Source organism: Dawidia cretensis (assembly GCF_018598175.1).
Taxonomy (GTDB): Bacteria; Bacteroidota; Bacteroidia; order Cytophagales; family Cyclobacteriaceae; genus Ohtaekwangia; species Ohtaekwangia cretensis.
On record NZ_JAHESE010000003.1, the window covers coordinates 231536 to 250790 of the forward strand.

Below are 19255 nucleotides of genomic sequence, written 5' to 3' on the forward strand. Positions count from 1 at the left end.
TAAAATCAAGTAAAAATCGTCATGAGTGCGATATCACAAGTAAGTATATCCCGGCCCGTATTGGCCGGTGTTATGTCGGTCCTGCTGGTACTATTCGGTATCGTCGGGTACACATTCCTCGGAACACGGGAATATCCCGTTACCGATTCTCCCATCGTCATGGTAACCACGGTATATCCGGGCGCAAGCGCCGATATCATTGCCGCCCAGGTGACCAAACCCCTGGAAGAAGCCATTGCCGAAGCGAACGGCATCCGCGCGCTGTCGTCTGTTTCGCGCGAGCAGGTCAGTATTATCACGGTTGAGTTTAACCTGGACGCTGACCTGGAAGCTGCCGCCAACGACGTGCGCGACAAGGTGTCGAAGTCACGGCAACAGTTGCCGGCAGACATCGAACCGACCATTGTAGAAAAGTCCGGCCCTGCCGAGTTCCTGGTGTTCCTCACGGTTCAAAGTGATACCCGGAGTCTGGAGGACATCACCGACTTCGTCAACATCAATATAAAAGAGCGGCTGCAATCTATCCCGGGTGTACGCCTGGTTGATACCTATGCCGGGCGCAAGCGCTCGATGCGCCTGCGCATGGACCCGCTCAAGCTCGCATCGTACGGATTAACGCCTGCCGATGTTCAGGCTGCCTTGCAACGCGAGAACGTCGATTTGCCCAGTGGCCGGATTGAAGGCGAGAACACCGAAGTCACGCTGCGTACGCAAGGGCGATTGGTGACAGAAGAAGACTTTAACAAGATGATTGTCCGTCAAAGCGAAGGCGCCATCGTGCGGTTCAGCGACATCGGTACGGCGATCATGTCTTCGCAGAACGAGCGCACGGCGATGATCGTCGGCGACGGTACGACCGCGCGTTACGGCGTGGGCACGGGTGTGCAGCCGCAACGGGGTGCCAACTCGCTGGCTATCGTAGATGAATTCAAGACCCGCTTTGACGAGATCGTTCGTACGGCTCCAAAAGACTATATCATCAATCTTGGAAAAGACTTTACCGTACCTGTACGCAACTCGCTGTCGGAAGTGGAAGAAACACTCTTCCTGGCATTCGGCCTGGTGGCCATGATCATCTTTATCTTCTTGCGCGACTGGCGCAGTACGATCATTCCCCTGGTGGCGATTCCCGTATCGATCATCTCCGCCTTCTTTATCATGTATATCGGCGACTTTTCGATCAACGTGTTGACATTGCTCGGCCTGGTACTGGCCATCGGGTTGGTGGTGGATGACGCCATTGTGGTGCTGGAGAATATTTATAGTAAGATTGAACAGGGCATGTCGCCAATCGAAGCGGCGCGCAAAGGCTCTGACGAGATATACTTCGCCGTAATCTCGACGACGGTTACGCTCGCGGCGGTGTTCCTCCCGATCTTGTTCCTGGGTGGTATCACGGGCAGGTTGTTTAAAGAGTTTGCGATTGTGGTGGCCGGCTCGGTGCTGGTGTCGGCTTTCGTGGCGTTGACGCTGTCGCCCATGATGAGCGCGTATTTGCTCAAGGCCAATGCTTCGCACGGCTGGTTGTACCGTAAAACCGAGCCATGGTTTGAAGGGCTGAACCGCGCGTATGAGCGGTCGCTGCACGCCTTCTTTAAAGTGCGCTGGTTTGGGTTTGTGTTGCTGTTGGGATCCTTTGCGATTGCCTGGTGGCTGGCGCCTTCGCTGCCGTCGGAGCTTGCACCGCTGGAAGATCGTTCCATGGTGGGACTGGCCGTGATTGCGCCGGAGGGCACATCCTACGAAAGTATGGAGCAGACGATGAAGGAGATCAATAATTATATTTCCGACTCCATTCCTGACCTGAATGGCAACCGAACCTATGCCGGTATCGCGGCCTCTGTTGGTACACTCGTGCAGCCTGTCAACGGCGGTTTCCAATGGGTGTTCTTAAAAGATCCAAAGGACCGTGTCAGCGGCTTGTCGCAGCAGCAGATCTATGAAAAACTAATCGCGGCTTCCGGCCGGTTCCGGAATGTGATCGTCATTCCCATTCAAATACCGACCATCGGTGGTTTCTCCAGCTCACAGCCGTTGCAATATATTGTGCAGGCGCCTGATCTGAACAGCCTGATCGGCGTCATGCCGAAGCTGATGGGCCAGGTAGCGCAAAGCCCGAAGCTTAGCTTCCAGGATCCTGACTTTAAAGTGAACCGCCCCGAGATCGGCATCGAGATCGACCGTCAGCGGGCCGCCCAGTTGGGCATCTCCACGCAGGAGATAGGCCGCACGTTGCAGCTGGCGTTGAGTGGTCGCCGCTATGGATACTTCATCTACAACGACCGGCAATATGAAGTGATCGGACAACTGGATCGCAAAGAACGTTCTGCACCGGCCGATTTGAACTCGTTGTTCCTGCGTGCCGAGAATGGCGAGATGGTGTCGCTCGACAACCTGGTGAGCATGAAAGAAAGTGTAAGTCCGCCGGCGATTTACCGCTATAACCAGGCGTATAGCGTTACGATCTCGGCTACGCCCGCCGCCGGCGTGAGCCTGGGCGAGGCGATCAAGGAAATGAATGAAATCACGAAGGCTACGTTGCCGCCCGGCTTTAGTACGGCCCTTGCCGGTCAGAGCCGCGACTATGCGGAAAGTAGCTCGAGCCTGATCTTCGCCTTCATCTTTGCTATTCTGCTCATCTACCTGGTGCTGGCGGCACAGTTCGAAAGCCTGATCGATCCGTTTATCATTCTGCTGACGGTGCCGATGGCCCTGACCGGTGCGCTGCTGAGCCTCTGGATCACGAGCCAATCGATCAACGTCTTTAGCGAGATCGGTATCATTATGCTCATCGGTCTGATCACCAAGAACGGGATCCTCATCGTGGAATTTGCCAACCAACGCAAGGAAGAAGGCATGTCGGTAAAAGACGCTGTGCTGGCCGCCTCGGCCTCGCGCTTCCGCCCGATCCTGATGACGACGCTCGCGATGATCTTCGGCACACTGCCCATTGCGTTGTCGCTTGGTACGTCGTCCGGCAGCCGCACGTCGCTCGGTATTGCCGTCGTGGGTGGGCTGATCTTCGCCGGTGTCCTGACGCTTTATGTGATTCCTTCGGTATATTCTTACTTCTCCAGGCCATATGCGCATGCTGCGAAGCCCGCACCGCTTCCGGTGACTGGTAACCCGGCGGCTATTGCCTGATCTTACTCTATAAAAATTATGAAACCACTTCGGTATATCTATCGCACGCTGTTGCTCGCCCTCATCCTGGGCGCAACACGGCCGGCAGTCGCACAACAGTCGCTGTCGTTGCAGGAGGCAGTACAGCTGGCCGACCTGCACAACCGCGAGATCCTTGAAAGCCAGCTCGGCGTCGAGCAAGCTGCCCAACAACGCATCGTAGCCCGCGCGCTTTACCTTCCCTCGGTAAGCGCGCAGGCGGGTGTGAATCATTACTTCGACCTGCCGCCGTTCTTCGGCTTTGGTGAAACCAGCTCGGAAGGTAAAGTGCCTTACGGCCGCTTTGGCGGCAAGGACCAGCTGAATGCTTCGGTATCGGCGGTGCAACCTATCTATAACCCGCTGGCGATCCCTTCGCTGCACCATGCGCGGTTACAGGAACGTGAAAGTCAAACGGCATTACAGGGCCGACGTCAGGAGGTACTGGCATCGCTGCGCGAAACCTATCTCAAGGTCCTCGTGCTGAACGAGCGCATCAAGCTCCAGCAAGAGAGCATTCGCCGTAACAACCGCGTGCTGCAAGATGCCCGCTCGTTGCTGCTGCAAGGTAAAGGGTTGCGTGTCGATACGTTGCGTGCCTATACAGCCGTGCGGAACCTGGAGCCTGAGCTCGTGCGGCTATCGTTCGCGGTAGAGACTAGTACGCTGCAGCTCAAGACGCTTATCGGTGTAGACTCGTTGCAAGACATCGTACTAACCGATTCGCTCGTAGTACCCGGACCGGAAGCAGTGCCGTCGGAAGAAGACGTGTACGCTGCGGCCAAGCGTAACAATCCCTACTTTCAGTCGCTGGCGCTGCGAGAGCAACTGGAAGATCAGCAAGTGCGCATGACGTCATCGCTGCGCAAGCCACAGCTTTCGGCGGTGGCGCAGTACCAGGTGCAGTCGCATACCAACAGCTTTGAGTATGGCAACGCCTATTATCCTTCGGCCTCGTTTGTGGGACTGCAGCTCTCGGTGCCACTGTTTGCCGGGTTTTCCTCGCAAGCGAAAGTAAAGCGGGCTGCCCTGGGACGGCAGCAGGCAGTGTTGCGCCAACAACACGCGCACGAGCAGCTGCGCGCTTCTGTGCACCAGGCGCTTGCCGCGCGCCAGGAGTCGTTCGCGCGACTCGAAACGGCATCGGTAACGCGCGAGACCGCGCGCCTCAGCTACACCATCATTCAGTATCGTTATAAGAGCGGTATTTCTGCGCGTCTTGAGCTGACAGACGCCGAGCTGGCCCTGTCGACGGCGCAATCCAATTACCTCGAAGCGGTGTACGACTACCTCTCGGCAGGCATCGCTTTAAACAAATTACAGGGTATTGCCGATTAAATACGGCACATCGCTTATAGGGAAGACATCCGGTAGCATAAAAGCATGCACCGGGTGTTTTTTTTTATAATATTGCGGCCCAATAATTACGGCGTGGCGCACCAACTTCCCAACTCACATAAGGGTCTTCGTTCAACGGTGATCGGCATCATCGTCAGTACCGCCCTGGCGCTTATCAAAGGCATTGGCGGCATACTCGGAAATTCTTACGCCCTCATTGCCGATGCTATCGAATCCAGCACTGATATTTTAACGTCGACCATGCTGTGGCTGGGATTGAAATGGTCGTCGCGTCCGGCGGACGAAGACCATCCCTACGGGCATGGCAAAATGGAAGCGCTTGTGGCGTTGGGCGTCTCCATAGCGATGGCGGTTGCGGCGGTGGTGATCGCCGTGAAGAGCATTCAGAACATGATTACGCCGCACAAGACGCCTGAGCCGTATACGCTGATCATTCTGGTGGTAGTGATCGCGACGAAAGAGCTGTTGTACCGGTTTGTATTGAAAACCGGTACCGAAATTAAAAGCGATGCTGTGAAGGCCGATGCGTTTCACCACCGCAGTGATGCCATCACCTCGGCAGCAGCGTTTATTGGTATCCTGATCGGCATTGTGGGGGGTGAGGGGTATGAAGTAGCAGATGACTATGCAGCGCTGTTTGCGTCGGCTATTATTATGATCAATGCGTATCTCATTCTACGGCCGGCCATTGGCGAGCTATTGGATGAAGCATTAGATCCTGCCGTGAATACAGAAGTGATGCGTCTGGCAGGTAGTGTGCCGCAGGTGGTTTTGGTGGAGAAGTGTCATATCCGGAAGATGGGGATTTTTAAGCATGCTGACTTGCACATCTGGGTGGATAAGGCCCTGACGGTAGAGGAGGGGCATGCGATTTCACATCGTGTTAAAGATCATATTCAACTAACGCTGCCGGAGTTTACGGATGTTATGATACATATTGAGCCGGCGGGGCACCACGATTAATACAGTGTGCGTGTGAGAGCGGGAGTGAAGAAAGGAGAGCACTCTTGCTCTCACACCTTTTTTCGTTAGCTGCCCAATACGAATGCTGAGAGCAGCATCAAAATCAATATCAACAGAATATAATTCTTGATCGGGTCTGCGGTACTGTGCGGGCGGCGGTATGGTATCCGCGGCATTTTGAAGTTTTTTATCGAGGGTCTCATGGTTTCTCAAAAATTGGTATTATACCAATACTACCATAAGGATGCCAGCCACAAAATGCTGCTGCCGGCCGTGTAAGGCGCCTTGAATCAGCCGATTTTAGCTACAATCTGGGGGAGAGTAGACTTATTTCTACACTATCCGGAGCATGTTGTACGTATGGAGGATGCCGCCAATAGCCCATGATTCCCCGGCATGAATTTTTTCAATTTGTCATCCGGACAGTAATTCCGTCTATATGAAAGATCATTACACACGTTCCTGGCGCTGGTTGGCTTTACCGGCGCTTTTGCTGAGCATCGGGCTTACGGTTGTCTATACTTTCCTACCCGGAGATGCGATCCCCGTAAGCGCGATCTTCGGTCGGCATGAGCATCTGTTTATCCCCGCGACGTATACGTTCGCTGTGGTGGCGATTATCGCCGCATCGTTGCTGGTATATGCCGGCTATCAATTACTCCCGGCGCAACGCCATATTCCCATTTACGACAAGATTGCCCAGCCTATAGTATTTTCATCTCTGCTGACCATGGTGTGGCTTTATACGTTCACGCAAGAGTATTTGTTTGTTGCCTGGCTGGTGCAAGTGGGGCAACTGATTTTATCGTTGGTCATTTTTACGCGCATTCGCAACGAAATGAATACAACGCTATACCGTCAATATAAATGGATTCAACTGCCCTTTACCACGGCCGCAGCCTGGCTGACCTTTAGTACCATCGTGTATGCCGGTGTCTGGCTGAAGTCGATTGGATACGAGGGTGTACCCTTTGGTGAAAATGTCGTCGCAGTCCTCGCGGTGCTGGCCGTGGCCCTGCTGGCGAATGCCGTGCGCAACCGGTATCATGATTTTATTTTCCCACTGACAATCGCCTGGTGCTGCATCGGTATATATGCAGAGCAGCGAAATGCCGAGAAACTGGTGGCCCTCGTGGCGTTATCCACCGGTATATACCTGGTGGCGCGTGTCATGATAGCGGCGGTACGACAAAGCGTTGTGGAGGTGAGCCGGGTGTACGCACCGGTCGGCTCGAGTGGCGTCGGTCGGGTTCCGAATCATCGTTCGCAATCAGCCTAACAGCGTGCGTATTTTCTTAAGCAGGTCGCGGGTATTGACCGGCTTTACCAAAAATTCGTTGACACCTTGTTTAAGGGCTAATGCAATCACTTCTTCTTCGCCGTCGGATGACAGCATGATGATCGGGGTGGGTTTACCTTGTTCCTCGCGCACGCGCTTGAGGATATCGTCGCCGTTGAAGTAGGGCATGTGGATGTCGGTAATGATCAGGTCGAAGTGCTCGCCCCGGTCAAGTGCAGACATGGCTTCCTGGCCGTCACGGGTCAGGACCGCCTTGTAGCCTTGCTCGCGCAGGGTTACTTCTACTACTTTCAGTACGACCTCGTCATCGTCGCATACCAGAATACGCATAATTTTACATTCAGAATGCGGCGAATATAGTAACAATTAGGTTATGGGGCTAAGACCTCATGCCCGCGTGCGAAAAACAGAACACCTGTTCGCCTTCGCTCCCACGCTCATGCTGTTTTTGGGTATACTTTCTGTTGCTTTTTCCTGGCAAAATTTTCAATTTCATCTTACGTATGAGAAAATTACTTCTATCCCTGGCGGTGCTTTGCACAATGGCACACGCTTACGGAAACGTCAAGCTTCCGAAGATCTTCACCGATAACATGGTATTGCAGCGCAATAAGCCCATTCAGGTATGGGGCTGGGCTGATGCCGGCGAAAGTGTAACGGTACAGTTAAACAAACAATCCAAAAAGGTTAAGACTGACAAAGCGGGTAAGTGGACGGTCACCCTTGCTGCCGAAGCCGCCGGTGGCCCCTACGAAATGACCGTAAAAGGAAAAAACAGCCTTGCTGTAAAGAATATTTTAATAGGTGAGGTGTGGGTATGCTCCGGTCAGTCAAACATGGAATGGCCGCTGTCAGCTGCGAAAAATGCAACGCTGGAAATACAGGCCGCCAACTTCCCGGAGATCCGTCAGTTCCTGGTACAAAAAGCCATTGCGTCTACGCCGCAGGCAGATGTGGCCGGTGGCGACTGGAAGTCGTGTACGCCCGAGACCGCTGCTAACTTTACGGCTGTCGGCTACTTCTTTGCCCGCGACCTGTATAACAAGCTGCACGTGCCCATCGGCCTGATCCACACATCGTGGGGTGGTACGCACAGCGAGACATGGACCAGCCGCGAGGCCTTCGAGAAGAGCGAAGAGTTTAAGTCCATGATGGCGTCACTGCCCAGGATCGATCTCGAGTCGTATGCCGCCCAGCGTAAAGAGCGTACTACAACAAAGCTGAAAGAGATGAACATCGTCGTTCCGGCGACAAACGTAGCCGCCTGGAAGAATGCTGCTTTTGACGACCAATCGTGGCCCACCATGTCAATACCGGGTGCGTGGGAAAACCAACGCCTCGACGGTCTCGATGGCGTGGTATGGTTTCGCAGATCCTTTCACGTGAGCGATGCCGACGCTGGTAGAGATGCCGTGCTGACCCTGGGCGCCATCGACGATATAGACGAGACCTTCATCAATGGTACATCGGTCGGTAAGACGGTGGGCTATGACCAGAAGAGAACATACCGCATTCCGGCAGGCTTGTTAAAAGCCGGCAAGAATGTCATTGCCGTACGCGTGGAGGATACCGGCGGTGGCGGTGGCCTGTGGGACGAACCGGCGGCATTGGCTATAACAACCGCTTCGGATACACGCACACCGCTGGCTGGTCCGTGGAAATTTTATGTCGAGCGCGTGGCCGATGGTGGTGGCTCTGTGGGGCCCAACAGCTTCCCGACGTTGCTGTTCAATGCTATGTTGAATCCGCTGATCCCCTATACCATCGCGGGTGCGATCTGGTATCAGGGCGAGTCCAATGCCGGCCGGGCGTATCAATACCGCACAGCCTTCCCGTTGATGATCAAGGACTGGCGCAGCCGTTGGGGACAAGGTGACTTCCCGTTCTACTTTGTGCAACTGGCTTCCTACGAGGCGTCCCGCGGCGCCAACCCCCCGGGCACCAGCGCCTGGGCTGAGCTGCGGGAGGCGCAACGCATGACCCTGGCATTGCCCAACACGGGCATGGCGGTGACGACGGATGTTGGCGAAGCCTTTGACATTCACCCCCGTAACAAACAAGACGTAGGCAAGCGCCTGGCGGCTATTGCGCTGAACAAGGTATATACGCAGGGTAATGTATACTCGGGACCGTCGTATCAGGCGGTAAGGATTGAGGGGAACAAGGCTTTTGTGTCGTTTACGGAAGTGGGCGGTGGCCTGGTGGTCCGGGATAAGTATGGTTATTTGCGCGGGTTTGAAGTGGCGGGAGAAGATAAGAAGTTTCATTATGCCAAGGCCTGGTTACAGGGCAACGAAGTAGTTGTTGCTTCGGACGAAGTGGCGAAGCCGGTGGCGGTGCGCTTTGGGTGGTCTGATAACCCGTGGGATGATAATCTTTATAATAAGGAAGGTTTTCCGGCGTCGCCGTTCCGGACGGATACGTGGCGCGGTGTGACAGAGGGTCAGACATTTACATTTGAATGACAGCACAAACTCCAACGCAGCGGCCCTTTTTGTCTACAAAAAGGGCCGTGCTGTTGGAACACTTTCCAGCTGTGGCAAGGTTTGTGATAGACGGTACTTGCCGCCGGGTTACAAGGCCTAAGGCGGTTGCATTAATGCTGCCAACTAAACTTTACCACATGAGACATGCTGTTTTATTGCTGTTGTTTGTTTGTATCGGGGGCTTCGCGCATGCGCAGCTGAACCTGGACAAGCTGAAGAAGACCCTGAAAGGAGGGGGGATGCCGACAACCGAAGAGGTTGCCGCCGGCCTCAAAGAAGCCCTCACCAATGGTGCCTCGAAGGGATCGGACCTGGTGTCGCAAGCCGACGGCTATTTTAAAAATGCCGAAATTAAAATTCCTTTTCCGCCGGAAGTAAAACAAGTCGAGACCAAGCTGCGCCAGGTAGGCATGGGCGCTCAGGTCGATAAATTTGTCCTCGCCCTCAACCGCGGTGCTGAGGAAGCTGCCAAGGAGGCCAAGCCCATCTTTGTGTCGGCGATCAAGCAGATGACCGTTCAGGACGCCTGGAGTATCCTGAAAGGCGAAGACGACGCTGCGACGCAGTACCTCGACAAAACAACGTCGCCGGAGCTTACTACCAGGTTCAAGCCCATTATCCAGTCGGCGTTGCAGAAGGTTAGCGCTACCAAGTATTATGCAGACCTGGTCAATGCATATAACAAACTGCCGATGGTGCAGAAGGTGAATCCGAATTTGGATGACTATGCTACTGAGAAAGCTATCGATGGACTGTTCGTGATGGTGGCGAAGGAGGAGAAGAATATCCGCGATGATCCGGGCGCACGGACAACGGATTTGTTGAAGAAGGTATTTGGGGCGCAGAAGTAGTTCTGTCTGAAATGACGCATATGAAAGGGCCGTCTCGTAACTGAGATGGCTTTTCTTTTCCACGATATCGTGTAAGTGGTATTTTGTCTTCAGAAGAAGGTGGCTATCTTTAACCGTTGCTGAATCGATTAACTAGCCACGATCTATGCTATCAAACCTGATTACACGCCGCACGGCCGCAGGCATAAGTGCTGCTTTACTTCTCGCCCTTACATCGTATGGCCAGGCGCCATTGTCCTGGGTCGACCCGCGCGTCGGCAACGTCGGCCATTTGCTGGAGCCTACGCGCCCTACGGCGCAACTGCCTAACCAGGCCATACGCTCGTACCCCGGAAGAAAAGATCACCTTGATCCGCAGATCAGCACATTCCCCCTGTCGTTGGTCTCACACCGGCAGGGACACCTGTTTGGCATCATGCCCTACACCGGCGCGGCCATGGCTATGGCCACACCACCGCGTGCCACGTGGGACCCCGAGAATGAAGTATTGACGCCATACTATTATTCTGAATGGCTGGACCAGGAAGAGATTGAGATCGCTTTTGTACCCGGCGCCAAGACTGGGCATTTTCGTATAGTTTTCCCCGCAGGCACCACCAAGAATGTATTCCTGCAGATCAGCCAGGGGGGTGCCTGGCAACGGGTATCAGATCGTGCCGTTTCGGGTACCGAGCAAGTGAAAGGCATGACGGCCTGGGTATACGGTGAATTCAGCAAGCCCGGTGTATATGCCGCGTGTCGCGAGACCACCGGCAAAGGCCAGGCGTGTATGTCGTGGGCAGAGACCGGTGCGAGCGTGATCGAGTTTAAATATGCAATATCGTTTATCAGCGCAGAGCAGGCCCGCAAGAACCTCGCAAAAGAACAACCTGCGTGGGACTTCGACGGCGATAAACAACGTGCGCAGAAGGCATGGGAGGGTGTATTAAACCAGATTGAGGTAAAGGGCGGCACCGACAGGATGAAGCGCACGTTCTATACGGCGCTCTACCGCTGTCAGGAACGCATGGTCAATATTACCGAAGACGGTAAATATTATAGCCATTACGACAAACGCATCCACGACGATAGCCGTCCGTTCTATGTGGACGATTGGGTATGGGATACGTATCTCGCGCACCACCCGCTGCGCACGATTCTGAACCCTGCCCAGGAAGCAGACATGATCGCGTCGTATCTGAAAATGTACCAACAGAGTGGCTGGCTGCCGACGTTCCCGTTGTTGTGGGGCGACAATCCGTGCATGAATGGATTCCACTCGACCATCACGCTGCTCGATGCCTATCGCAAGGGTATTCAGCCATTTGACTTGCCGCTGGCCTATGAAGCAGCGAAAAAGAATGCCACACAGGCGACCATGTTGCCCTGGCGTAATGGGCCGGCATGCTCATTGGATTCGTTCTATCACCAGAAAGGATATTATCCCGCCCTGCATCCCGGTGAAAAGGAAACGGTAGGGGAGGTGCATTCGTTCGAGCGCAGGCAGGCCGTGGCGATTACGCTGGGCCATAGCTATGACGATTGGGCGCTCTCGCAGCTTGCCGTGGCGGCAAAACACAAAGACGATCAAGCGCTCTTCTTGAAACGATCGGCAAACTACCAGAATCTGTACCAGGCCGAGAAAGGATTCTTCATGCCGAAAGATGCCAACGGCAAATGGATCGACATCGACCCGACCTTCGACGGCGGCATGGGTGGCCGTGACTATTACGATGAGAACAACGGCTGGACCTACCTGTGGCAAGTGCAGCAAGACATTCCCGGCCTGATGACGCTGATGGGGGGCAAGCAAGCCTTTGAAGCACGCCTGGATCAACTGTTCCAGGAAGGCCTGGGCCGGAGTAAATACGAGCTGTGGGCGAAATTTCCCGACTTCACCGGTATCGTCGGCCAATATTCCATGGGCAATGAGCCGAGCTTCCATATTCCCTATCTATACAATTTTACCGGCGCACCGTGGAAGACGCAGAAGCGTATCCGCATGCTGCTCAACACCTGGTTCCCCGATAATATCTTCGGTATACCCGGTGACGAAGACGGTGGTGGCATGTCGGCCTTCGTGGTATTCTCCTGCATGGGCTTTTATCCCATTGTACCAGGCCTTCCGTTGTATACCATCGGCAGCCCGGTATTTGAAAAGACGACGATTCACCTGCCCAACGGAAAAGACTTTCAGGTGGATGCCCCCGGCTGCAGCGAGCAGAACAAGTTTATCCAGGAAGCATACCTGAATGGCAAACGCCTGGACGGACCGTGGATGACGCACACCGACATTGTACAGGGCGGTGTATTAAAGCTGGTCATGGGGCCTCGCGCGAATAAGACATGGGGTGCAAACGTAGATGTCAATCGCATCTTACAGCAAGCCACGCTGGCAGCGCCGGCCCGGTAGCACAATATTTACACGTGAATAAAAAAAGGGTGCTCTTAGAAGGCACCCTTTTTAGTATACTTACGCTGATCGGTTACGGTCGGTTCAATGCCCGTACCGCGCGATCATCCACGGTTAGCTGGAAGCTTCGCTTCTTACGATCAAGCGAGTGCGCTACCAGCGGACGGTCTACCAGGCCGGTACGGCCGATCGTACCGCTTCCTGTGATTTGGCCAATCGCTTTGGCCAGCAGGGGTTCACGTGCGTCGCCGAACGGGTACAGGATAAAGTCGTTGTCGGGGTCTACGATGTTGGGGTAGAAGCCGCCGTCGTAGTCAGATTGGTTCAGTGAATTATATACTTTTACGACGATGGGCTGCATGCCCCACGTGTTCGTGGCATCTGTGTCGTCGTAAAGGGAAGTGGAACCAACGTTCTTGCCATACGTTGTGTCACCCACCAGGAATACGTCCATATAGGGACGCAGACCGTTGATGATCAGCTCGCTGGCAGAGGCGGTGCGTGAGCCGGTCAGGATAAAGAGCCGTTTGTTCTGCAGCAGATTGCCCACGTTGGCCGCTTTGTCTGTGAAGTTGACAGTGAGTATGTCTTCGCCAAGACCCGGTTCGTTGAGGATCTGTTGCTCTATATCGTCGTTGTATTCTTTTGTCATGAAGACTTTCGTGTTATTGACGTCTGCACCGAGCAGGCTGGCCAGGTTAAGAGCCGATACTTCAGAGCCGCCGCTGTTAAACCGCAAGTCGAGTACAAGGTCCGTTATACCGGCTGTTTTAAAGCCGTTGATGATCGATTCCATTTCGGTATCGTACTCGTTGCCATCGCTCTGGCCCGAGGCAAAGAAATTATAGACGTAGTAGCCGATCTTGTGCTCACCGGTTTCAATGACGGCGTGCAGGTAGTTCGGGTTTTCGTGGTACTCCTGGGGGGTGAGTGAAACAGTGGCGGGATCGCTCAGGCTTTCATTCTCCACATCCATGGCGCGATACGTCAGTGTATGATTTTCACTTAGGGCCGACAACAAGGTTTGGTAGTTTGAAATGGTGATCTGCGTATTGTTGATGTGCGTGATGACATCGCCGCGTTTCAGCCCGGCGTTTTTAGCGGGTGAGCTCGGTTTGATATACAGTATCTGCGCAATCACATTGTTGTTCGTGTTGCTTTCGCGGTAGAGGGCATATTCGTAGCCGGCTTCTTTACTGATGCCTTGCAGCGAGTTCAACAGCTCCAGGTAGTTGTCCTGGATCCACGAGAAGCGATCGCCATCGTATAACAACGAGCTGAAATACTCATCGGGCGCGAGGTTCTTGTTGGTGTTCGTGGGGAGCTCGTCATTCCACAGATACCAGTCTTGCATGTTCGTCAGGATCCAGTCGTTGACGTGCCGGTTGTTGGCGGAGGCATTGCTGTCATCATCGTCTTTACAGGCTACGGCCAAAAGCAACAACGCACAGCAGGCCAGCAGGGCACCGGGGCGCAGAAATTTGAATGTTTGCATGGAAGTTCTCTTGAAATATTGAAACAATAACGTCACAATGATACGGTTTTATACGTTTCGGGGTTTATTCTTGTCTACGGAAAATGCGGGTTTGTCGCCTGAAATACAGCGACATGCAAAAAAGATCCTCCGGCGGCGGCAATATTTTAGAAACTACGAACGTCTAAAATGCGTTATCCCGAGTGTTTATGCCTAAATCTCTATTATCGGCTCTCTTACTTATTTACCCCATGCAATTCGTTGCCGCCCAGGAAGACTGGAAGCTACGTGACGAAAAGGAGGGTATTAAGATCTACATGCGCTCGGTGGCGGGCTCTGACATTAAAGCGTTAAAGGTATCGTTTTCGATTCAGGCGACAATGTCCCAGATGGCGGCGGTCATTCTGGATGTAGCCACTACCGATCAATGGGTATATAGCACCAGGAGCTGCACGCTGCTCAAGCAAATCTCGCCACAAGAGGTTGTATACCATTCGGAGATCAATGTGCCCTGGCCGGCCAGTAACCGCGACTTCATCGCACGGATTCATGTCACGCAAGACCCCGTGACGCGTATCATGACCGTTGAGTCGTTTAACGAACCCAGCTATGTTCCCGAGAAGAATGGCGTTGTACGGGTGCCACACGCCGACGGGAAGTGGACCATCCGGCCGGTGGCATCATCGCAGTTGCAGGTAGAATATATGTTGCATATTGATCCGGGAGGCGCCATTCCGGCATGGCTCATCAATCTGTTTGCTACGAAGGGGCCGTTTGAAAGCTTTCGAAACATGCGGGAACACATTCGTAAGCCTGCATACCAGCGTGTACACATCCCGTTTGTTACCGATTGACCCTACATCTCAGTGGGGGTTGAGCACAAAGTCCGAAAAGGTGGGGAAATACATCACCTTCCTCCAGTCAATGGTCAGAATGCGCTCGAGAATGGTTTTAAGCTCATCAAACGACGAGGGCTTGATAGCGTATAGATTCGAACCTTCGCGGTAACAAAACTCGATCGTTCGAAGGTCGTCGAGTGACGAGTAAACAATAATCGGAAGGGAGTCGTATTTTTTATTTGCGCGTATTTCCCGCAGACATTGCTGCCCATCTTTACACGGCATGAGCATGTCCAGAAAGAGTATATCGGGTACTTTCTCGTCGAGGAGCTTCATCAGCAGCTCGCCGTTTTCCGCCCGTGTCAGGAGCACCGTCAGGGGTACCTGTTGAATCGCCACCGAAAATATATAGTAATCCTCGTTGTCGTCTTCTGCCAGTAGAACGTGGGTCGTATTGGCGCCGGAAAGGTTCATATTCTTCTGTTTACAGGCTAGATATTGATTGTCAACGTATTAACAAAAAACAAACCATACTTGGTCACAAAAAAGGGGTATTTAACCCGAAAGTCAAACTATTATTTTGAATAATCGGGCAATTTATATTAACCGGTATGCCTGAGATCGATTCCTGGACCTGACGGTTTCGTTAATTTTCTAAAGATCCGTTAACTTTAGCCGCTTTTTTTGTAGACCGGCTTACCCAATGGCGCCTCGCAAGCATATCGTTTTATTGTGTGATGATCCTGCCAGAGCACAACGCGCGCAACAGATGTTGGAGGGCGTGCCGGTGTGTGCTACCGTAGAGGTTGCGGGCGATCTTTTCCATTTGCGGCGCCTGCTCGCCGTACGCATACCCGATGTCATCGTCCTATATCCTGACCCCCAGTCTTCTCCTAGCATGCACTATATAAAGGACTTACGCAAGGATATTTATGCTGACGGTATCCCTGTTTTCATATACCCCGTGCTGCCGGATGCACACGAGCTGGTCCGGATGCTTACTCACCTCCATCCATAGTTGCTCTGCCTAACGTCACCGATACGGTGCGGGATCATAATTTTTTAGTAGCCCATTTCCTAAATCCTATACATATGTCTATTATAAATGTATATTAGGCCCGCGCTAATGCAAAATGTCAGTCTATGGTTAAAGGGAATGGATTAAAATACTCCATCGATCTTTCATTCGAAGAAATCAAATTACCACCCTTCCAGGAGATTCTCATCCTGGGTAAAAACTCTCAGCACGGTAAGATCGGTATATCGAAGTCGTTTGATATGCTTGTTCCTAATGGTTTCGAGCTGGTGGAAGTCGGCCATCCGTTGGTAGAGGCTGTCTTTGTTAACAAACGCATCTTATCCAAGATGCCGAAGGAGAAGGTCATCGATATACTCGACGACAAGGTCTTTCCCTTTGTGTCCGAAGGCGAGCTGCTGAAGGTTGACTTTCGGGTCACGATCTCCTATTCCAACATCGAACAGGAGTTCTGATGACCATCGCCCGTTTCATCCGGCATCAGTACGACGTGGTTCCCGCCTACAGTGGAACACGTTCGATCAAAGACCATCTGGTACAACAGTCCGCGCTGGTTGTGCAGGATGAAAATGAACAGCCCATCGGTGTCCTGACACCCCAGGACGTCGTACAGCACTCGCATACCCTGGTAATCGATTGCCTCACCGAACGCCCCACGCTGTCGCCGGAGTGCGCTATAGAAGAAGCGTTGCGGGTGATGCAGGAAACGCATACCGACGTGCTGGCCGTCATGGACGATGGCAGCCTGACAGGGCTCATCTACAAGAACGATCTGCTGGCGTATGTCACGGATCAGAACAAAAACCTGGAGGGGGAAGTCAACAAGCAAGTAACCGAGCTCCAGGCCATTCATAGAGAGTTGGTATTGTCGCGGCAGATCCTGCAGGCCGTGCTGGACAGTACACAGTCCACCGTCATCCTGGTGGCCCCCGACTATAGCATCTTATTCTTCAATAAAAAGGCAGGCGATGAAAGCCAGGCCTTGTATGGACGTGAGTTGAAGACCGGCATGAATATACTCGACTATACGTTGTACGACACACGGGTAGCGGGGCGTTACCTGTTCGATGCCTTTAAAAGCGACTTTGATCGGGCGCTGGCAGGCGAGTCGGTGGTCACCGAGCGCAAGGTGCAGTTCCCTGAAACATCGCGATGGCTACGCGCCGAATACGGCCCGGTATTTTATCAGGAACAGATCATTGGCGCCACCATTACCGTCGCGGATATAGACGAGCGCAAACGTCACTTGCTGCAGATCGAGCGGCAGAACGAGCTATTGAAACATATTTCCTGGGTGCAATCGCACTATACGCGGCAGCCGGTGGCGACCATCCTCGGTCTGACCAGCATCATTGAAAAATCTACGTTAAGCGAAGAAAACATCCGCATTATTTCCATGCTGGAAGCCACGGCACAGAAGCTGGATGAGGTCATCCGGAATACCGTGCTGACGGCCAATTCCTTAGAAGAGGAACACTAAAAAGGACCGTGTTTTTTTGACAAGTATGTTGACCTTTCCAGAAGGACGACCCTGCGTTTTTGCGCTAAAAACTGCTATTATCAAATTTAGTTAGATTTGTTTTTACTAATAAAATTAGTTTTAGTACGTTTGTATCGGTCTAAACGATTGAGGTATGAAAATGGTAAAAACGGCAAACGGCATCAAAAAAATCGACGATTGGAATCCGGATCTGATCCCCGGGCAATTAAAGCCAATCCTGCAACAGCACCGCGCAACGCTGGTGAATAAACTGATTCAGGGCGAACTGAATACGTACATTGATTATAAATTTTCTTCCCGGGCCAGCGTAGGTCAACTGGAAAAGATTCGAAACAGCCTGGACTTATTGAAAGACGACGGCATCGATCCGGTGCTCTACGGTCCGATCTTCCAGGCCGTGCTGCACAACGATTTTACAAACCTGGACAACGCGTTGTTCTACCGCGAGATCGATGCTACGATCAGCACGCGACTATTGCGCCCGCATACTTTTGAAAAAGGCCAGCACATGTTCTCTCAACAATAGTCCTTTGCGATAACCATTTTTTAACCCCTTATATGAAACAACAAACAACCATGGAGGATACCACGCTACGCCACGACGCTGTCGACATTATAGATGTCATTCGCAAGTTGCGTAACGATCTGATCAAAGATTTTCTGGATGAGCGAAATATGATTGTATACCTCTCCCAGCAATTCCGGATCATGGAGCTGTCACACGTAAAGCTTGAATTTATTAAAAGTGAGCTGAAGCAACTATTGATCGCTCCCGTAAACACGACCTGGTATAAACCCGTTATTGACGACTTTCATCGCACGGGCAGCGCCGCCCTGACAGAAGGAAATGAGAAGCTATTCTATAAGGAGATTGAAGAGGTCTTGAAAAAATATTTATTCAGTTAGGTCTTAGTGTAGGTTTAGGATTTGCCTTAGGGGTAAGGCAAGGCAGCGTGTGGTAGTCCCGGACAAAATGTTGTGTGACAGATTCCGGCAACGCCACGTCGCTGCCCTTTTTTAGGACGTTGGTCGTTAGCACTTTTTTCAGCATCTTGTATCGATGCGTCCAATCGATCTTTACTTTGCCGGGCAGCCGGAACCCGTAAAAAGCTGTATGATCTTTTTGCGTGAGCATATTTTGCAACTCGATGCCGGCATTACCGAAGCCTGGAAATACCGTATGCCATTTTATTGCTATCGCGATAAGATGTTCTGTTACCTGTGGGTGCATAAAAAATACAAACAACCGTACGTCGGTTTTGTAGACGGACATCTGTTGGAGCATCCTGATCTGCTGCCGGAGAAACGGGCGCGTATGAAGATTCTGTTAATTGACCCGGCGCGCGATGTGCCCGTGGCCAAGGTCAGTAAACTTTTGCGTACCGCGCTCAAGGCCCGTCAGCGCTTGGATTCCTGAAGATTTGGCTCCAACTTCGCGCAGCCATGATGCCACGTGAACAGAAGATACTCCCCGCCGTATCCGCGGCCATATTTAACGACCAGGGGCATGTGTTGCTACAGCAGCGACGAGACACCGGCAAGTGGTGTATCATTTCGGGACATGTAGAGTTTGGCGAAACGGTGGAGGATGCGATGCTGCGCGAGATCCGCGAGGAGATCAACACGGCGGCCGAGATCATACGACTTATCGGAGTATATTCCATGCCGGCCTTTGCCACATACGATCATACCGACCATCGTGTGCAGTATATCACCTCGTATTTTGAAGTAAAGCTGCTCGAAGTGCCCGATATTTCTTTTACCAATGCCGAAACGCGGGCGTGGCGTTTCTTTTCCCCCGACGCGTTGCCCGCCGACCTCGACCAGGTCAATCCCTACTGGCTGGTAGATGCGTTGAACAAACAATCTGTCTTTATCCGTTAATAATTCCT

Annotated in this window: 18 protein-coding genes; 15 read left to right on the forward strand and 3 right to left on the reverse strand. The window is 52.7% G+C overall.

Features of this window, described 5'->3' with window-relative positions; all coding sequences use genetic code 11:
* Positions 1 to 21: 21 nt before the first annotated feature.
* The 4 genes from KK062_RS06090 to KK062_RS06105 all read left to right on the forward strand — a co-directional run bounded on the left by KK062_RS06090 (position 22) and on the right by KK062_RS06105 (position 6763).
* A complete protein-coding gene (locus KK062_RS06090) occupies positions 22 to 3144 on the forward strand; it encodes an efflux RND transporter permease subunit (RefSeq protein WP_254083369.1) in 3123 nt (1040 codons plus the stop codon).
* Positions 3145 to 3162: 18 nt separating this feature from the next.
* Positions 3163 to 4500, forward strand: coding sequence for a TolC family protein (locus tag KK062_RS06095; RefSeq protein ID WP_254083370.1), 1338 nt, complete (start codon positions 3163 to 3165; stop codon positions 4498 to 4500).
* Positions 4501 to 4593: 93 nt separating this feature from the next.
* The gene (locus tag KK062_RS06100; RefSeq protein WP_254083371.1) at positions 4594 to 5484 is read left to right on the forward strand and encodes a cation diffusion facilitator family transporter; all 891 of its coding nucleotides are present in this window, start codon (positions 4594 to 4596) and stop codon (positions 5482 to 5484) included.
* Between the two features lie 439 nt (positions 5485 to 5923).
* A complete protein-coding gene (locus tag KK062_RS06105; RefSeq protein ID WP_254083372.1) occupies positions 5924 to 6763 on the forward strand; it encodes a TspO-related membrane protein in 840 nt (279 codons plus the stop codon).
* On the opposite strand, the gene KK062_RS06110 is transcribed toward KK062_RS06105, so the two are convergent.
* Positions 6755 to 7114 carry a response regulator gene (locus KK062_RS06110; RefSeq protein ID WP_254083373.1) on the reverse strand — a complete coding sequence of 120 codons (360 nt, stop codon included), beginning with the start codon at positions 7112 to 7114 and terminating at the stop codon, positions 6755 to 6757. The two genes, KK062_RS06105 and KK062_RS06110, sit on opposite strands and share 9 nt — an antisense overlap.
* A gap of 173 nt (positions 7115 to 7287) precedes the next feature.
* Here KK062_RS06110 and KK062_RS06115 point away from each other — a divergent pair, with 173 nt between their 5' ends.
* From KK062_RS06115 to KK062_RS06125, 3 genes are all read left to right on the forward strand, one after another.
* Positions 7288 to 9249, forward strand: coding sequence for a sialate O-acetylesterase (locus KK062_RS06115; protein WP_254083374.1), 1962 nt, complete (start codon positions 7288 to 7290; stop codon positions 9247 to 9249).
* Between the two features lie 158 nt (positions 9250 to 9407).
* Positions 9408 to 10121, forward strand: a complete 714-nt coding sequence (locus KK062_RS06120; RefSeq protein WP_254083375.1) for a DUF4197 domain-containing protein — start codon at positions 9408 to 9410, stop codon at positions 10119 to 10121.
* A 145-nt stretch (positions 10122 to 10266) separates the two neighbouring features.
* Positions 10267 to 12513: a GH92 family glycosyl hydrolase gene (locus KK062_RS06125; RefSeq protein WP_254083376.1), complete on the forward strand. Its 2247-nt coding sequence runs from the start codon at positions 10267 to 10269 to the stop codon at positions 12511 to 12513.
* A 73-nt stretch (positions 12514 to 12586) separates the two neighbouring features.
* On the opposite strand, the gene KK062_RS06130 is transcribed toward KK062_RS06125, so the two are convergent.
* The gene (locus KK062_RS06130; protein ID WP_254083377.1) at positions 12587 to 14008 is read right to left on the reverse strand and encodes a S41 family peptidase; all 1422 of its coding nucleotides are present in this window, start codon (positions 14006 to 14008) and stop codon (positions 12587 to 12589) included.
* A gap of 230 nt (positions 14009 to 14238) precedes the next feature.
* On the opposite strand from KK062_RS06130, the gene KK062_RS06135 reads away from it, so the two are divergent.
* Positions 14239 to 14841 carry an START domain-containing protein gene (locus KK062_RS06135; RefSeq protein ID WP_254083378.1) on the forward strand — a complete coding sequence of 201 codons (603 nt, stop codon included), beginning with the start codon at positions 14239 to 14241 and terminating at the stop codon, positions 14839 to 14841.
* Positions 14842 to 14850: 9 nt separating this feature from the next.
* On the opposite strand, the gene KK062_RS06140 is transcribed toward KK062_RS06135, so the two are convergent.
* On the reverse strand, positions 14851 to 15300 hold the full coding sequence (locus tag KK062_RS06140) for a response regulator (RefSeq protein WP_254083379.1): 450 nt from the start codon (positions 15298 to 15300) through the stop codon (positions 14851 to 14853).
* A gap of 229 nt (positions 15301 to 15529) precedes the next feature.
* Between KK062_RS06140 and KK062_RS06145 the strand changes: the two genes are divergently transcribed.
* The 7 genes from KK062_RS06145 to KK062_RS06175 all read left to right on the forward strand — a co-directional run bounded on the left by KK062_RS06145 (position 15530) and on the right by KK062_RS06175 (position 19247).
* Complete coding sequence (locus KK062_RS06145; RefSeq protein WP_254083380.1) at positions 15530 to 15844, forward strand: response regulator; 315 nt, start codon at positions 15530 to 15532, stop codon at positions 15842 to 15844.
* Positions 15845 to 15969: 125 nt separating this feature from the next.
* Complete coding sequence (locus KK062_RS06150; RefSeq protein WP_254083381.1) at positions 15970 to 16317, forward strand: hypothetical protein; 348 nt, start codon at positions 15970 to 15972, stop codon at positions 16315 to 16317.
* Positions 16317 to 17342, forward strand: coding sequence for a CBS domain-containing protein (locus tag KK062_RS06155; protein WP_254083382.1), 1026 nt, complete (start codon positions 16317 to 16319; stop codon positions 17340 to 17342). The genes KK062_RS06150 and KK062_RS06155 overlap by 1 nt, the downstream gene beginning before the upstream one ends.
* Before the next feature lie 154 nt (positions 17343 to 17496).
* A complete protein-coding gene (locus KK062_RS06160; protein WP_254083383.1) occupies positions 17497 to 17889 on the forward strand; it encodes an alpha-amylase family protein in 393 nt (130 codons plus the stop codon).
* Positions 17890 to 17921: 32 nt separating this feature from the next.
* The gene (locus tag KK062_RS06165) at positions 17922 to 18269 is read left to right on the forward strand and encodes a hypothetical protein (RefSeq protein WP_254083384.1); all 348 of its coding nucleotides are present in this window, start codon (positions 17922 to 17924) and stop codon (positions 18267 to 18269) included.
* A gap of 208 nt (positions 18270 to 18477) precedes the next feature.
* On the forward strand, positions 18478 to 18780 hold the full coding sequence (locus KK062_RS06170) for a DUF1801 domain-containing protein (RefSeq protein ID WP_254083385.1): 303 nt from the start codon (positions 18478 to 18480) through the stop codon (positions 18778 to 18780).
* Positions 18781 to 18806: 26 nt separating this feature from the next.
* On the forward strand, positions 18807 to 19247 hold the full coding sequence (locus tag KK062_RS06175) for an NUDIX domain-containing protein (protein WP_254083386.1): 441 nt from the start codon (positions 18807 to 18809) through the stop codon (positions 19245 to 19247).
* The last annotated feature ends 8 nt before the right edge of the window (positions 19248 to 19255 follow it).

Excerpts from the sequence above, each read along its gene's own strand:
- KK062_RS06120 (WP_254083375.1), top strand. The coding sequence starts at position 9,408 with ATGAGACATGCTGTTTTATTGCTGTTGTTTGTTTGTATCGGGGGCTTC.
- KK062_RS06110 (WP_254083373.1), bottom strand. The coding sequence starts at position 7,114 with ATGCGTATTCTGGTATGCGACGATGACGAGGTCGTACTGAAAGTAGTA.
- KK062_RS06095 (WP_254083370.1), top strand. The coding sequence starts at position 3,163 with ATGAAACCACTTCGGTATATCTATCGCACGCTGTTGCTCGCCCTCATC.
- KK062_RS06140 (WP_254083379.1), bottom strand. The coding sequence starts at position 15,300 with ATGAACCTTTCCGGCGCCAATACGACCCACGTTCTACTGGCAGAAGAC.
- KK062_RS06165 (WP_254083384.1), top strand. The coding sequence starts at position 17,922 with ATGAAACAACAAACAACCATGGAGGATACCACGCTACGCCACGACGCT.
- KK062_RS06170 (WP_254083385.1), top strand. The coding sequence starts at position 18,478 with ATGATCTTTTTGCGTGAGCATATTTTGCAACTCGATGCCGGCATTACC.
- KK062_RS06105 (WP_254083372.1), top strand. The coding sequence starts at position 5,924 with ATGAAAGATCATTACACACGTTCCTGGCGCTGGTTGGCTTTACCGGCG.
- KK062_RS06160 (WP_254083383.1), top strand. The coding sequence starts at position 17,497 with ATGAAAATGGTAAAAACGGCAAACGGCATCAAAAAAATCGACGATTGG.
- KK062_RS06090 (WP_254083369.1), top strand. The coding sequence starts at position 22 with ATGAGTGCGATATCACAAGTAAGTATATCCCGGCCCGTATTGGCCGGT.
- KK062_RS06155 (WP_254083382.1), top strand. The coding sequence starts at position 16,317 with ATGACCATCGCCCGTTTCATCCGGCATCAGTACGACGTGGTTCCCGCC.
- KK062_RS06145 (WP_254083380.1), top strand. The coding sequence starts at position 15,530 with ATGGCGCCTCGCAAGCATATCGTTTTATTGTGTGATGATCCTGCCAGA.
- KK062_RS06115 (WP_254083374.1), top strand. The coding sequence starts at position 7,288 with ATGAGAAAATTACTTCTATCCCTGGCGGTGCTTTGCACAATGGCACAC.
- KK062_RS06150 (WP_254083381.1), top strand. The coding sequence starts at position 15,970 with ATGGTTAAAGGGAATGGATTAAAATACTCCATCGATCTTTCATTCGAA.
- KK062_RS06125 (WP_254083376.1), top strand. The coding sequence starts at position 10,267 with ATGCTATCAAACCTGATTACACGCCGCACGGCCGCAGGCATAAGTGCT.
- KK062_RS06175 (WP_254083386.1), top strand. The coding sequence starts at position 18,807 with ATGATGCCACGTGAACAGAAGATACTCCCCGCCGTATCCGCGGCCATA.
- KK062_RS06135 (WP_254083378.1), top strand. The coding sequence starts at position 14,239 with ATGCAATTCGTTGCCGCCCAGGAAGACTGGAAGCTACGTGACGAAAAG.
- KK062_RS06130 (WP_254083377.1), bottom strand. The coding sequence starts at position 14,008 with ATGCAAACATTCAAATTTCTGCGCCCCGGTGCCCTGCTGGCCTGCTGT.